Origin of the sequence: Enterococcus sp. M190262 (genome assembly GCF_005843965.1) — a bacterium.
Classification (GTDB): domain Bacteria; phylum Bacillota; class Bacilli; order Lactobacillales; family Enterococcaceae; genus Enterococcus_D; species Enterococcus_D gallinarum.
The window spans coordinates 973,405-987,128 of record NZ_CP040461.1 but is presented as its reverse complement, the minus strand read 5'-3'; the positions used below and the strand labels follow the sequence as shown (position 1 = coordinate 987,128).

At 42.2% G+C, this 13,724-nt stretch carries 8 protein-coding genes, 8 tRNA genes, 3 rRNA genes and 1 other annotated feature; of the genes, 16 read left to right on the top strand and 3 right to left on the bottom strand.

Going from position 1 to position 13,724, the window contains the following annotated elements; genetic code table 11:
• Window positions 1-44 precede the first annotated feature (44 nt).
• The 3 genes from serS to FE005_RS04545 all read right to left on the bottom strand — a co-directional run bounded on the left by serS (window position 45) and on the right by FE005_RS04545 (window position 3,474).
• Window positions 45-1,322, bottom strand: a complete 1,278-nt coding sequence (gene serS, locus FE005_RS04555; protein WP_005473111.1) for a serine--tRNA ligase — start codon at window positions 1,320-1,322, stop codon at window positions 45-47.
• 49 nt (window positions 1,323-1,371) lie between these two features.
• Window positions 1,372-1,569, bottom strand: a binding site (T-box leader).
• A 41-nt stretch (window positions 1,570-1,610) separates the two neighbouring features.
• The gene (locus FE005_RS04550; protein ID WP_081132412.1) at window positions 1,611-2,795 is read right to left on the bottom strand and encodes a cell wall metabolism sensor histidine kinase WalK; all 1,185 of its coding nucleotides are present in this window, start codon (window positions 2,793-2,795) and stop codon (window positions 1,611-1,613) included.
• Window positions 2,785-3,474, bottom strand: coding sequence for a response regulator transcription factor (locus FE005_RS04545; protein ID WP_003129151.1), 690 nt, complete (start codon window positions 3,472-3,474; stop codon window positions 2,785-2,787). The genes FE005_RS04550 and FE005_RS04545 overlap by 11 nt, the downstream gene beginning before the upstream one ends.
• Before the next feature lie 717 nt (window positions 3,475-4,191).
• Between FE005_RS04545 and FE005_RS04540 the strand changes: the two genes are divergently transcribed.
• The 16 genes from FE005_RS04540 to mreD all read left to right on the top strand — a co-directional run bounded on the left by FE005_RS04540 (window position 4,192) and on the right by mreD (window position 13,600).
• Window positions 4,192-5,751, top strand: a 16S ribosomal RNA gene (locus tag FE005_RS04540).
• Window positions 5,752-5,973: 222 nt separating this feature from the next.
• A 23S ribosomal RNA gene (locus tag FE005_RS04535) occupies window positions 5,974-8,888 on the top strand.
• An 82-nt stretch (window positions 8,889-8,970) separates the two neighbouring features.
• Window positions 8,971-9,086, top strand: a 5S ribosomal RNA gene (gene rrf / locus FE005_RS04530).
• The 16S, 23S and 5S rRNA genes sit together here with 8 tRNA genes alongside, the layout of an rRNA operon.
• Before the next feature lie 16 nt (window positions 9,087-9,102).
• Window positions 9,103-9,175 (top strand) — tRNA-Val (locus tag FE005_RS04525).
• A gap of 3 nt (window positions 9,176-9,178) precedes the next feature.
• Window positions 9,179-9,251: transfer RNA gene (locus FE005_RS04520), tRNA-Lys, on the top strand.
• Window positions 9,252-9,265: 14 nt separating this feature from the next.
• Window positions 9,266-9,347, top strand: a tRNA-Leu gene (locus FE005_RS04515).
• Between the two features lie 7 nt (window positions 9,348-9,354).
• Window positions 9,355-9,427, top strand: a tRNA-Thr gene (locus tag FE005_RS04510).
• Between the two features lie 10 nt (window positions 9,428-9,437).
• A tRNA-Gly gene (locus tag FE005_RS04505) sits at window positions 9,438-9,509 on the top strand.
• Between the two features lie 16 nt (window positions 9,510-9,525).
• Window positions 9,526-9,611, top strand: a tRNA-Leu gene (locus FE005_RS04500).
• An 11-nt stretch (window positions 9,612-9,622) separates the two neighbouring features.
• Window positions 9,623-9,696: transfer RNA gene (locus FE005_RS04495), tRNA-Arg, on the top strand.
• Window positions 9,697-9,725: 29 nt separating this feature from the next.
• A tRNA-Pro gene (locus FE005_RS04490) sits at window positions 9,726-9,799 on the top strand.
• Between the two features lie 102 nt (window positions 9,800-9,901).
• Window positions 9,902-10,786: a ribosome small subunit-dependent GTPase A gene (rsgA, locus tag FE005_RS04485; RefSeq protein ID WP_003128803.1), complete on the top strand. Its 885-nt coding sequence runs from the start codon at window positions 9,902-9,904 to the stop codon at window positions 10,784-10,786.
• An 11-nt stretch (window positions 10,787-10,797) separates the two neighbouring features.
• A complete protein-coding gene (rpe, locus tag FE005_RS04480; protein WP_081131189.1) occupies window positions 10,798-11,451 on the top strand; it encodes a ribulose-phosphate 3-epimerase in 654 nt (217 codons plus the stop codon).
• On the top strand, window positions 11,452-12,084 hold the full coding sequence (locus FE005_RS04475) for a thiamine diphosphokinase (RefSeq protein WP_138371388.1): 633 nt from the start codon (window positions 11,452-11,454) through the stop codon (window positions 12,082-12,084). It begins immediately after the preceding gene.
• Window positions 12,085-12,230: 146 nt separating this feature from the next.
• Entirely contained in the window at window positions 12,231-13,088 is an 858-nt protein-coding gene (mreC, locus tag FE005_RS04470) for a rod shape-determining protein MreC (RefSeq protein WP_005469711.1), read from the top strand.
• Between the two features lie 2 nt (window positions 13,089-13,090).
• Window positions 13,091-13,600 (top strand): rod shape-determining protein MreD, encoded by a 510-nt coding sequence (gene mreD, locus FE005_RS04465; protein WP_060815004.1) that lies wholly within the window; start codon window positions 13,091-13,093, stop codon window positions 13,598-13,600.
• Window positions 13,601-13,724: the final 124 nt, after the last annotated feature.

Below are 13,724 nucleotides of genomic sequence, written 5' to 3'. Positions count from 1 at the left end.
ATATTTAAAGAAAAAAGGTAGGAATTCTCATCCTACCTTGTTCTTCAATTTTTTTCAATTCGGGTAACTCCACCCATATAAGGAACTAGTACTTCTGGTATAGTCACACTACCATCTTCATTTTGATAGTTTTCTAATACGGCAGCAACAGTTCTACCGACTGCTAGTCCTGAACCATTTAATGTATGCATGTAATGAATCTTGCCATCGTTATCTCTATAACGGATCATTGCTCGACGTGCTTGAAAATCTTCACAATTAGAACACGAACTGATTTCTCGATATGTTTCTTGTGCTGGAATCCATACTTCTAAATCATACGTTTTAGCAGCAGAGAAGCCCATGTCACCTGTAGACAATGCCATTACTCGATAAGGAAGTTGTAATTTTTGTAAAATGTCTTCTGCATTTGCAGTCATTTTTTCTAATTCTTCATAAGAGTGTGCTGCTTCACTTAGTTTGACCATTTCAACTTTGTTGAATTGATGTAATCGAATTAATCCGCGAGTATCACGACCAGCACTTCCAGCTTCTGAGCGGAAAGAAGGACTTAATGCTGTGAAGTAAACCGGTAGTTGGTCAAGATCCAATATTTCTCCATTATAATAATTCGTTAAAGGAACCTCAGCAGTAGGAATCAAGGTAAGATCTGTTTCCGCTAATTGGAAAACATCTTCTTTGAATTTAGGAAACTGTCCAGTTCCAAACATTGCATCGCTATTAACAATATATGGAGTAATCATCTCAGTGTACCCATGCTCATAAACATGTTGGTCTAGCATAAAGTTATATAAAGCTCGTTCAAGACGGGCACCTAATCCTTTATAGTAGACAAACCGGCTACCGGCTACCTTTGCACCTCGTTCAAAATCTAATATTCCTAGGTTTTCGGCAATATCCCAATGAGGCTTTGCTTCGAAATCAAATTCTTTTGGTGTAGCCCAGCGTCTTACTTCAACATTGTCATCTTCGTCTTTTCCAACTGGGACAGAGTCATGAGGCAGATTAGGTAATGTCGTTGCGATCAATTTGATTTCTGAATCAATTTTTGCAATCTCGTCATCAAGAGACTTGATTTTAGTACCGACTTCTTTCATCTCAGTAATTTTATCATCTGCTGCTTTTTTTGCTCGTTTTAGTTGAGCTATTTCTGCAGAAACTTCATTTCGAACTTTTTTTAATTCTTCTGTCTCTACTAGGAGTTGTCGTCTCCTTTCATCTAACTTTAAGAATTCTTCTAATACTTCTTTTTTTACTCCGCGAGTCTGTAATTTTGTTTGGACTTTGTCAAAATTTTGCCGAATCATTTTAATATCTAACATAATTCTTCCCCCTTGTTTTTCATATAAAAAAAGACCTTTTCATCCCTATTCTTGGGACGAAAAGATCTTTCGCGGTACCACCCGAGTTCAGCATAACGCTGCCCTTGTTGCCCGTAACGTGGGCACACGATCTTTCTTTCAAAAGATACACTTTTAATGAACTGGATTCCATTCTTTCCATTACTGATTCTCACCAACCATCAGTTCTCTGAAAAAGTAAAAAATGTACTAGGTTCTATGCTTTATTAGTAAGTATTTTCTCTAGAATAGCGAAAAAGCGTTAGTTCGTCAACCATAGTTTTGGGTATTTGATAAATCATTTCTCTTTAATGGGAGATGGATAATAAAAGAGGTCCAATCCGGAGTAGATTTTGCAAAAATGTAGCCACCATGCAAGGCAACGATGCTTTGAGCAATGGCAAGACCAAGTCCAGTTCCCCCAGTTTCCTGCGAACGTGATTCCTCCACTCGATAGAAGCGGTCAAATAAGGAGTCTAATGAATGTTTGGGAATCATTTGTCCATTGTTCTTAACTGTTAGAATGGCTTCTGTTCCTACTTTTTCCACTTCCATTACGATTTTGTCAGCGCCTTTTCCATACTTTAAAGCATTAGACAATAAATTATTAAAAACTCGTACAAGCTTCTCAGTATCACCGTCCATAATAATGTGCTCTGGGCGAGTGTGAGTCTCAATCTTTATTCCTTTACGAGATGCTTCTAATTCAAAATCTGCAGCTAGTTGTTCGACTAATTGCGCCATATCAAAAGAAATGACATTTATTGGGACGCTAGGCTGTCTTACTTTTGTGTATTCGAAAAGATCGTCTACTAAAGATTTCATTTGCTTTGCTTTGACATAAGCGGTATGAGTATATTTCAATAACTCTTCTTCAGAATGATATTGACGATCTTCAATCAGGCCTAGATAACCAATAATAGAAGTTAAAGGGGTTCGGATATCGTGACTAACATTTGTAATTAATTCATCCTTCGACTGTTCGATCCTTCGTTCATCTTCAATGGCGGCGACGGTACTATCTACCAAGCCGTTAATATTTGAAACAATCCGATTGAGGTCACCACGCAGTTCAAATGGAATACGATGATCATAATTTCCCTCTGCAATATAATGAAGCTCACTAATAATATGCCGTAGTTGCATTTGACGGTATCGACGAATCAAACGCCAATACAAAACAATCACATCTAATAAAAAGAACAAAGGGATAATGAAATTGCGGCCACTTTGAAAAATATCCGTGTTAAAAGCAGAAGTAAAAGCGTTTTTTGACTCATAGATCGCCTCCACTAACAACGGTGAATTCTCTCTTATAGAAGTCAAAATGACTAAAATCGCGACATTTAATAGAAGTAAAAGGATTACAGTAACGATTCCTTCTGCAAATAATTCACTGATTTCTTTAGAAGTGAGGGTGATACGTTTCTTTTTTTCTATTGGATTACTTCGCATCTATTTTATAGCCAACTCCCCACACTGTTTGAATGACTTTCTCGCCATCAGTTGCTTCTTCTATCTTATCACGCAGATGACTCACATGAACCATTACGGTTTTGGCTGACACGACACTCTCTTGCTTCCACACACGCTCAAAAATTTCATCAGCACTAAATACACGATTCGGATGGGATGCTAATAGGTAGAGAATACCAAATTCAAGAGCGGTCAATTGGATCTCATTTCCGGTGATTGTTTTTACTTCATGAGAATCACGATTAATGATCAATGAGCTAACTTCTAAGATATCTGGCTGATTAGAGGGAGCTTGCATTTTTGTTCGACGGAGCAGAGACTTGACGCGAGCCATCACTTCCAAAGGATTGAATGGTTTTGTTACATAGTCGTCTGCACCAGCAACTAGACCTCGTATTTTATCCATATCAGTAGTCTTAGCAGTTAGCATGATGATTGGAATTTGAGATTCTTTTCGCAACTCTTTTACAACCTGCATGCCATCCATTTCAGGCATCATGATATCCAAGATCAGTAATTCAATATCTGGAGTAGTTCTAATTTTTGTTAAAGCTTCTTTACCATCATAAGCTTTGACGGCTTCATAACCTTCATTATGAAGATAGATACTTAATAGTTCAACAATCTCTTTATCATCATCAGCAACAAGTATTTTCATATAAATCCTCCTAGGAACAATATTCTTTTCTCCTATTTTAGCAAATATTCTAGGAAATTGATAAAATCATACTTAAATTTATAAGAATGATAGGAAATAATACTTACAACAAGAATAAAAACCGAACATTGAGAATTCAAATAATCATCATAGTTTCCAAATGGAGAGATTATTCCATAGAATTAACTAAAATATATGATGGAACCGCAGTATTTAGAAACGTTGAAATATCAATGATTTTACTGTTGACGAATGGCAAGATAGTTGCTATATTATTACATGTGCCAAATGACAAAAAATCATTTCTAAAAGAAAATGAAAAAAGTTGTTGACGCCAGAACCAACAGATGATATTATAACGAAGTCGCAAATTTAAGAAATCAATTTGATGCTGATGCAGCAACAAAAAAGATTGAAAAAAGTTGTTGACAAATAACAATTCATTTGTTATTCTAATGGAGTCGCTGATGACGCACAGGAAGTTGTTGAATAAACACTTTCGAAAAAAACTTTTAAAAAAGAGTTGACATTCACTTGTCGGTCTGATATGATTTAAAAGTTGCTAACGCAGCGCAGTAGACCTTTGAAAACTGAACAAAGCAAGCAAACGAACCAATGTGTAGGGCGCTTCATTTATGAAGCAAAATACATGCAAGCAATAGCTAGCAAAGTTAATTTTATTTGAGCTTAACGATCCTATGGATCGTTCAAACAAATCATTATGAGAGTTTGATCCTGGCTCAGGACGAACGCTGGCGGCGTGCCTAATACATGCAAGTCGAACGCTTTTTCTTTCACCGGAGCTTGCTCCACCGAAAGAAAAAGAGTGGCGAACGGGTGAGTAACACGTGGGTAACCTGCCCATCAGAAGGGGATAACACTTGGAAACAGGTGCTAATACCGTATAACACTATTTTCCGCATGGAAGAAAGTTGAAAGGCGCTTTTGCGTCACTGATGGATGGACCCGCGGTGCATTAGCTAGTTGGTGAGGTAACGGCTCACCAAGGCCACGATGCATAGCCGACCTGAGAGGGTGATCGGCCACACTGGGACTGAGACACGGCCCAGACTCCTACGGGAGGCAGCAGTAGGGAATCTTCGGCAATGGACGAAAGTCTGACCGAGCAACGCCGCGTGAGTGAAGAAGGTTTTCGGATCGTAAAACTCTGTTGTTAGAGAAGAACAAGGATGAGAGTAGAACGTTCATCCCTTGACGGTATCTAACCAGAAAGCCACGGCTAACTACGTGCCAGCAGCCGCGGTAATACGTAGGTGGCAAGCGTTGTCCGGATTTATTGGGCGTAAAGCGAGCGCAGGCGGTTTCTTAAGTCTGATGTGAAAGCCCCCGGCTCAACCGGGGAGGGTCATTGGAAACTGGGAGACTTGAGTGCAGAAGAGGAGAGTGGAATTCCATGTGTAGCGGTGAAATGCGTAGATATATGGAGGAACACCAGTGGCGAAGGCGGCTCTCTGGTCTGTAACTGACGCTGAGGCTCGAAAGCGTGGGGAGCGAACAGGATTAGATACCCTGGTAGTCCACGCCGTAAACGATGAGTGCTAAGTGTTGGAGGGTTTCCGCCCTTCAGTGCTGCAGCAAACGCATTAAGCACTCCGCCTGGGGAGTACGACCGCAAGGTTGAAACTCAAAGGAATTGACGGGGGCCCGCACAAGCGGTGGAGCATGTGGTTTAATTCGAAGCAACGCGAAGAACCTTACCAGGTCTTGACATCCTTTGACCACTCTAGAGATAGAGCTTCCCCTTCGGGGGCAAAGTGACAGGTGGTGCATGGTTGTCGTCAGCTCGTGTCGTGAGATGTTGGGTTAAGTCCCGCAACGAGCGCAACCCTTATTGTTAGTTGCCATCATTTAGTTGGGCACTCTAGCGAGACTGCCGGTGACAAACCGGAGGAAGGTGGGGATGACGTCAAATCATCATGCCCCTTATGACCTGGGCTACACACGTGCTACAATGGGAAGTACAACGAGTTGCGAAGTCGCGAGGCTAAGCTAATCTCTTAAAGCTTCTCTCAGTTCGGATTGTAGGCTGCAACTCGCCTACATGAAGCCGGAATCGCTAGTAATCGCGGATCAGCACGCCGCGGTGAATACGTTCCCGGGCCTTGTACACACCGCCCGTCACACCACGAGAGTTTGTAACACCCGAAGTCGGTGAGGTAACCTTTTTGGAGCCAGCCGCCTAAGGTGGGATAGATGATTGGGGTGAAGTCGTAACAAGGTAGCCGTATCGGAAGGTGCGGCTGGATCACCTCCTTTCTAAGGAATAGTACGGAAGACTACACATCGTTTGCCTTTGTTCAGTTTTGAGAGGTTTACTCTCAAAATAGTTTGTTCATTGAAAACTGGATATCGAAGAAAATCAAAACAAGTAACACACACCGAGTTGACAAGTTAAAGAGTTTTTTAATAAGTTCAACGCTTATTTTCTTGAGCAACCTTCTATCGCTAGAAGAAGTACTCAGCGACCGTAAGGTCAAAGGTTAAGTGAATAAGGGCGCACGGTGGATGCCTTGGCACTAGGAGCCGATGAAGGACGGGACTAACACCGATATGCTTTGGGGAGCTGTAAGTAAGCTATGATCCAGAGATTTCCGAATGGGGGAACCCAGCATCTTTTATAGGATGTTACACAGTTGTGAATACATAGCAGCTGTGAGGTAGACGCAGAGAACTGAAACATCTAAGTACCTGCAGGAAGAGAAAGAAAATTCGATTCCCTGAGTAGCGGCGAGCGAAACGGGAAAAGCCCAAACCAACAAGCTTGCTTGTTGGGGTTGTAGGACTCCGATATGGTAGTTGAAACAGATAGTCGAAATACTTGGAAAAGTATGTCAAAGAGGGTAAAAACCCCGTAGATGAAATCTGGCTCACACCTAGGAGGATCCTGAGTACGGCGGAACACGAGGAATTCCGTCGGAATCCGGGAGGACCATCTCCCAAGGCTAAATACTCCCTAGTGACCGATAGTGAACCAGTACCGTGAGGGAAAGGTGAAAAGCACCCCGGAAGGGGAGTGAAATAGATCCTGAAACCGTGTGCCTACAACAAGTTAGAGCCCGTTAATGGGTGATAGCGTGCCTTTTGTAGAATGAACCGGCGAGTTACGATAGCATGCGAGGTTAAGTTGAAGAGACGGAGCCGCAGCGAAAGCGAGTCTGAATAGGGCGAATGAGTATGTTGTCGTAGACCCGAAACCATGTGATCTACCCATGTCCAGGTTGAAGGTGCGGTAAAACGCACTGGAGGACCGAACCCACGTACGTTGAAAAGTGCGGGGATGAGGTGTGGGTAGCGGAGAAATTCCAAACGAACTTGGAGATAGCTGGTTCTCTCCGAAATAGCTTTAGGGCTAGCCTCGGAATTGAGAATGATGGAGGTAGAGCACTGTTTGGACTAGGGGCCCATCTCGGGTTACCGAATTCAGATAAACTCCGAATGCCATTCATTCATATCCGGGAGTCAGACTGTGAGTGATAAGATCCATAGTCGAAAGGGAAACAGCCCAGACCACCAGCTAAGGTCCCCAAATAACTATTAAGTGGAAAAGGATGTGGGGTTGCACAGACAACTAGGATGTTGGCTTAGAAGCAGCCACCATTTAAAGAGTGCGTAATAGCTCACTAGTCGAGTGACCCTGCGCCGAAAATGTACCGGGGCTAAATAGTTTACCGAAGCTGTGGAGTGCACCATAAGGTGCATTGGTAGGAGAGCGTTCTAAGGGCGTTGAAGGTAGATCGTGAGGACTACTGGAGCGCTTAGAAGTGAGAATGCCGGTATGAGTAGCGAAAGACAGGTGAGAATCCTGTCCACCGTATGACTAAGGTTTCCTGGGGAAGGCTCGTCCGCCCAGGGTTAGTCGGGACCTAAGCCGAGGCCGACAGGCGTAGGCGATGGACAACAGGTTGATATTCCTGTACCCGTTGTTTTTGTTTGAGCAATGGAGGGACGCAGGAGGCTAAGAAGTGCAGACTGATGGATATGTCTGTTCAAGCAGTGAGTCTTAGTGGGAGTCAAATGCTTCTACTTTCAAGGACAAGCTGTGATGAGGAGGGAAATAATAGTACCGAAGCTTCTGATGTCACACTGCCAAGAAAAGCTTCTAGTGAGAAAACAATGGCCCGTACCGCAAACCGACACAGGTAGTCGAGGAGAGCATCCTAAGGTGAGCGAGAGAACTCTCGTTAAGGAACTCGGCAAAATGACCCCGTAACTTCGGGAGAAGGGGTGCTGCTCTAACGAGCAGCCGCAGTGAATAGGCCCAAGCGACTGTTTATCAAAAACACAGGTCTCTGCAAAATCGAAAGATGACGTATAGGGGCTGACGCCTGCCCGGTGCTGGAAGGTTAAGAGGAGTGCTTAGCGTAAGCGAAGGTACGAATTGAAGCCCCAGTAAACGGCGGCCGTAACTATAACGGTCCTAAGGTAGCGAAATTCCTTGTCGGGTAAGTTCCGACCCGCACGAAAGGCGTAACGATTTGGGCACTGTCTCAACGAGAGACTCGGTGAAATTTTAGTACCTGTGAAGATGCAGGTTACCCGCGACAGGACGGAAAGACCCCATGGAGCTTTACTGTAGTTTGATATTGAGTGTCTGTACCGCATGTACAGGATAGGTAGGAGCCGTAGAGATCGGGACGCCAGTTTCGATGGAGGCAATGGTGGGATACTACCCTTGCGTTATGGCCACTCTAACCCGCAGCCCTTATCGGGCTGGGAGACAGTGTCAGATGGGCAGTTTGACTGGGGCGGTCGCCTCCTAAAAGGTAACGGAGGCGCCCAAAGGTTCCCTCAGAATGGTTGGAAATCATTCGAAGAGTGTAAAGGCAGAAGGGAGCTTGACTGCGAGAGCTACAACTCGAGCAGGGACGAAAGTCGGGCTTAGTGATCCGGTGGTTCCGCATGGAAGGGCCATCGCTCAACGGATAAAAGCTACCCTGGGGATAACAGGCTTATCTCCCCCAAGAGTCCACATCGACGGGGAGGTTTGGCACCTCGATGTCGGCTCGTCGCATCCTGGGGCTGTAGTCGGTCCCAAGGGTTGGGCTGTTCGCCCATTAAAGCGGCACGCGAGCTGGGTTCAGAACGTCGTGAGACAGTTCGGTCCCTATCCGTCGCGGGCGTTGGAAATTTGAGAGGAGCTGTCCTTAGTACGAGAGGACCGGGATGGACTTACCGCTGGTGTACCAGTTGTCTCGCCAGAGGCATCGCTGGGTAGCTATGTAGGGAAGGGATAAACGCTGAAAGCATCTAAGTGTGAAGCCCACCTCAAGATGAGATTTCCCATTTCTTTAAGAAAGTAAGATCCCTGAGAGATGATCAGGTAGATAGGTCAGAAGTGGAAGGCCAGTGATGGTTGGAGCGGACTGATACTAATCGATCGAGGACTTAACCACGATTGAAAAAAGCAAGGAAACTCGGAAGAGTTTTGATTCTTCGATCCAGTTTTGAGTGAGCAATACTTACTCAATTAAATAGTGTGGTGGCGATAGCGAGAAGGATACACCTGTAACCATGCCGAACACAGAAGTTAAGCTTCTTAGCGCCGATTGTAGTGAAGGGTTTCCCTTTGTGAGAGTAGGACGTCGCCACGCGTTTTTTTTAAATTATGGGGGTTTAGCTCAGCTGGGAGAGCATCTGCCTTACAAGCAGAGGGTCAGCGGTTCGAACCCGTTAACCCCCATATGAGCCGTTAGCTCAGTTGGTAGAGCATCTGACTTTTAATCAGAGGGTCACAGGTTCGAGCCCTGTACGGCTCATAGTAATAACCTATGCGGGTGTGGCGGAATTGGCAGACGCACTAGATTTAGGATCTAGCGCCTTCGGGCGTGGGGGTTCAAGTCCCTTCACCCGCACTTCATTGCCGGCTTAGCTCAGTTGGTAGAGCATCTGATTTGTAATCAGAGGGTCGAGGGTTCAAGTCCTTTAGCCGGCATCAGGAATACGCGGAAATAGCTCAGTGGTAGAGCACCACCTTGCCAAGGTGGGGGTCGCGGGTTCGAACCCCGTTTTCCGCTTTTGCCATCGCAATCAGCCGGGGTGGCGGAACTGGCAGACGCACAGGACTTAAAATCCTGCGGTGAGTGATCACCGTACCGGTTCGATTCCGGTCCTCGGCATTTCTTAATATGCGCCCATAGCTCAATTGGATAGAGTGTTTGACTACGGATCAAAAGGTTAGGGGTTCGACTCCTCTTGGGCGCGTAGTCTTTTTATTTTTTAATATCTATTATCGGGAAGTAGCTCAGCTTGGTAGAGCACTTGGTTTGGGACCAAGGGGTCGCAGGTTCGAATCCTGTCTTCCCGATTTTTTTGTCTGAAGAGTCTTCTTCAGGCTTTTTTTATTGGTGAGAAATTTATTCACGAGTTATAAATATGTTACAATAAAAAGAAATGAGGAGGAGAATTTTTGAAAGGACAAATAATCAAAGCTCTTAGTGGATTCTATTATGTAGAGTCTGAAGATACTATCTTTCAAACTCGAGCAAGAGGAAACTTCAGAAACAGAAAAATCACGCCGCTTGTTGGGGATGAAGTTATTTTTGAAAGTAGTAATCCAACTGATGGATACTTGTTAGAGATACTGCCGAGAAAAAATGAATTGATACGTCCACCAGTGGCCAATGTGGATCAAGGTGTAGTGGTGACAAGTTTGATCCAGCCTAATTTCTCATTTAATCTATTAGATCGGTTTTTAGTTACACTGGAGTATAAAGAGATTGAACCAATTATCTTTTTGAGTAAAACAGACTTAGTGAGTGATCAAAGTGAGGTTCAAAAAATTGCCGCTTTGTACCAACAAATTGGTTACCAAGTCATTGTTTCAAAAGCAGATAATAGCGATCTTCTGGAGTTACAAAGAATTTTCCCGGAACGACTGACAGTTTTTATGGGACAATCTGGCGCAGGAAAATCCACATTGCTTAACCGAATAGTCCCAGAGCTAGATTTGGAAACGGCCGAAATTTCTGAGTCATTAGGTCGAGGGAAACATACAACGCGACATGTAGAATTATTGACATTATATGATGGGTTAGTGGCTGATACCCCTGGATTCAGCTCAATCGACTTTTTGGAAATCGATAGTGGACAATTGCCCAAACAGTTTCCAGAATTTTTAGCATTGGCACACCAATGTCGTTTTCGTGAGTGTATGCATTTAAATGAGCCAAATTGTGCTGTAAAAGAAGCAGTTGAACAGCAAACAGTTGCACTTACCCGGTATAAAAACTATGTTCAATTTTTAGAGGAGATTGAAAATCGTCGTCCAATTTATAAAAAGAAAAATAAGTGAGGGAAACGAATATGATTAAACTAGCACCATCAATTTTAAGTGCGGATTTTGCGAATCTGCAACGGGACATTGAACTTGTAGAAAAAAACGGCGCGGATTACATCCATATAGATGTAATGGATGGCCAATTTGTTCCTAATATTACTTTAGGACCAAATGTTGTCAAAGCTATTCGTCCGATAACTAAGTTGCCACTGGATGTTCATTTGATGATTACTCAGCCAGAAAATTATATTCATGCGTTTGCCGAAGCTGGTGCCGATATAATTGGAGTTCATGCCGAAGCTACTCCCCACATTCATCGCGCAATTCAAATGATTTTAAATGAAAATGTAAAGGCGGAAATTGTTATCAATCCTGGTACGCCAGTAGCTGCTATCCAACATGTACTATCCATGTGTGATCAAGTATTGGTAATGACTGTGAACCCTGGATTCGGTGGACAATCTTTTATCGAAGAAACAGTTGCTAAAATCAAGGAATTAGCACAATTGAAAGAGAAAAACGGGTATCACTATGATATCGAAGTAGATGGTGGAATCGTTCCAAAAACAGCTCGGATCTGTTTAGAAGCTGGTGCCAATGTGTTTGTTGCTGGTAGCTACATCTACGACGCGGACAGTCCTGCTGATCAAATCAAAGCATTGAAAGAAGTGTTGCAATAAATGAATATTCTTCTAGTTGCAGGTGGCAAAAAGCAAACTTGGCCGTCTCTAAAGAAGTATGATAAATACATTGGTATTGATCGGGGATCATTTTATCTGCTTGAGGAGGGTTTGCCTTTAGATTTTGCGATTGGTGATTTTGACTCTCTTTCTTCTGAAGAAAGAGAACGAGTGCGACAGAATGCAAAAAATTTTTTTCAAGCTCCGGCAGAAAAAGACGATACGGATACGCAACTCGCATTATTGATGGCTATTGAGCATTTTCCCAATGCAAAGATTGATATTATCGGCGCAACTGGTGGAAGAATCGATCATTTTTTAGCAAATTTATGGATTGTACTGGAGAAAAGGTTTCAGCCTTTCGCTCATAATATTAGTCTATTAGATAAGCAAAATGTTATTCGGTTCTTTTTACCAGGGAAGTATTCCATACGTAAAGAAAAGGGCATGAAATATCTGGCATATTGTTGTCTGACTCCCATTGACAATCTTTCATTATTGGAAAGCAAATACCTATTGGAAAATGTGAAGGTTGAACATCCTACATCATTTGCTAGTAACGAATTCATAACGGATGAAGCATCTTTTATATTTGAAACGGGAATTATTGCTGTTATTCAAAGCAAAGATTAAGAGACATTCAAGTCTCTTTTTTTATTTTCGAAAATTTCAGAAAGCTAATTACAAAAAAAGCATTAAGACGTACAACTTAACTTTTGTTTACATCGTTTTAGTGGTAAAATTAAGGCTATCAGTTTGGAACTCATTGAGGTGTCTTTGTGAAAAAGTTTAATCCTAATAAAAATATCATAATCACATTAATTATTGTGATTTTAGTTGTTTCTGTGTTGAGTGTGACGATTGCTAGAAGAGCAGTTGGGAATTCATCCAGTTTTGTGCAATCGGCAGTCAACGACACGATTGGTATCGTGGACAAGGTGATTACAGCTCCAGTACGGTGGATCGAAACCGGTGCAAACTCTGTAAAGAAACTTTTTGTCACGTATGAAGAAAACGAACGTTTAAAAGAGAAAATCGATAGTTATGATGAGATTGCTCGATCAAATGAAAATTACAAGCGAGAAATCGAATCATTGAAAGAAGAGCTTGAGTTAAACGAAACATTGACTAACTATGAAAAAATTACTGCCAATGTTATTAATCGTTCACCAGATACATGGCAAGACATGCTTGTTGTGGATCGTGGCACGAAAGATGGTGTCGAAGTAAATATGGCGGTTATGTCCCAAAAAGGTTTGATTGGGCGTGTGATTGAAGTGAATGCAGCATCTTCAAAAATCGAATTGTTGACTTCTGAAAATCAAAATTCAAATCATTTTCCTGTTCGAATCAGCGGGAAAGACGGCGAAACTTTTGGAATTCTAAGTAGTTATGATCAAAAAGAGAAGTCCTTGGTTATCAGTCAATTGACTGGAAGTACACAATTGAAAGAAGGCGATGTTGTACAAACCTCGGGATTAGGAGGGAATTCTCCAGCCGACCTTGCTGTTGGGACAGTTGTTAGTACCACCAAAGATGAATTTGGATTAGATACAAAAGTATATGTAAAACCTTATGCACAAATGTATGATATTCAAGCAGTTACTATTATCAAACGTTTGGCGGGTGACAAATAGGCATGAAAAAAAATACGTATTTAAAGTACTTTGCCGGAGCATTTTTTTTCTTGATGATGTTGTTAGATGGACAATTAACCCGTTTACTTGAGCGCTGGACGCAAGATAATTATATAGCGAGTGCACATTTACTATTGATTGCCTTCCTATGTGGTGCCAGATATTTGCCTAAAAACTACTTGATTATAACTGCATTGATCATTGGATGCTTGTATGACCTTTACTATATTGGCATAATTGGTATTTATGCTGTCGCATTCCCGATGATTGTGTGGATCATGTATATTTTAAATAAAACGCTATACCAAAACATATTCACCATGTTTTTTGGAATGATTATTTTCGTTACGGGTCTTGAAATGGTAACTTTGGGGATACAGTTGTTATTTAAAATAGCAACAGTCAATACTTCATTTTTTGTCTCTCGTTTCTTAGCACCGACACTGCTATTAAATATTATTTTATTTGTTATTTTAGTTATTCCATTCATGAAGCTATTCAAAGAAGAATAGCTTCATTTTTTTGTTATGTTTTATATCGAATCTGGTAGATTATTTGAAATCTGTTTGTAACATTCTTTTTATCTGCTTGACATGTATCTATGTTACAATCGCTTTATCGTAAAAAGACTTTAGA

Excerpts from the sequence above, each read along its gene's own strand:
- serS (WP_005473111.1), bottom strand. The coding sequence starts at position 1,322 with ATGTTAGATATTAAAATGATTCGGCAAAATTTTGACAAAGTCCAAACA.
- mreD (WP_060815004.1), top strand. The coding sequence starts at position 13,091 with ATGAAAAAAAATACGTATTTAAAGTACTTTGCCGGAGCATTTTTTTTC.
- FE005_RS04545 (WP_003129151.1), bottom strand. The coding sequence starts at position 3,474 with ATGAAAATACTTGTTGCTGATGATGATAAAGAGATTGTTGAACTATTA.
- FE005_RS04550 (WP_081132412.1), bottom strand. The coding sequence starts at position 2,795 with ATGCGAAGTAATCCAATAGAAAAAAAGAAACGTATCACCCTCACTTCT.
- rpe (WP_081131189.1), top strand. The coding sequence starts at position 10,798 with ATGATTAAACTAGCACCATCAATTTTAAGTGCGGATTTTGCGAATCTG.
- FE005_RS04475 (WP_138371388.1), top strand. The coding sequence starts at position 11,452 with ATGAATATTCTTCTAGTTGCAGGTGGCAAAAAGCAAACTTGGCCGTCT.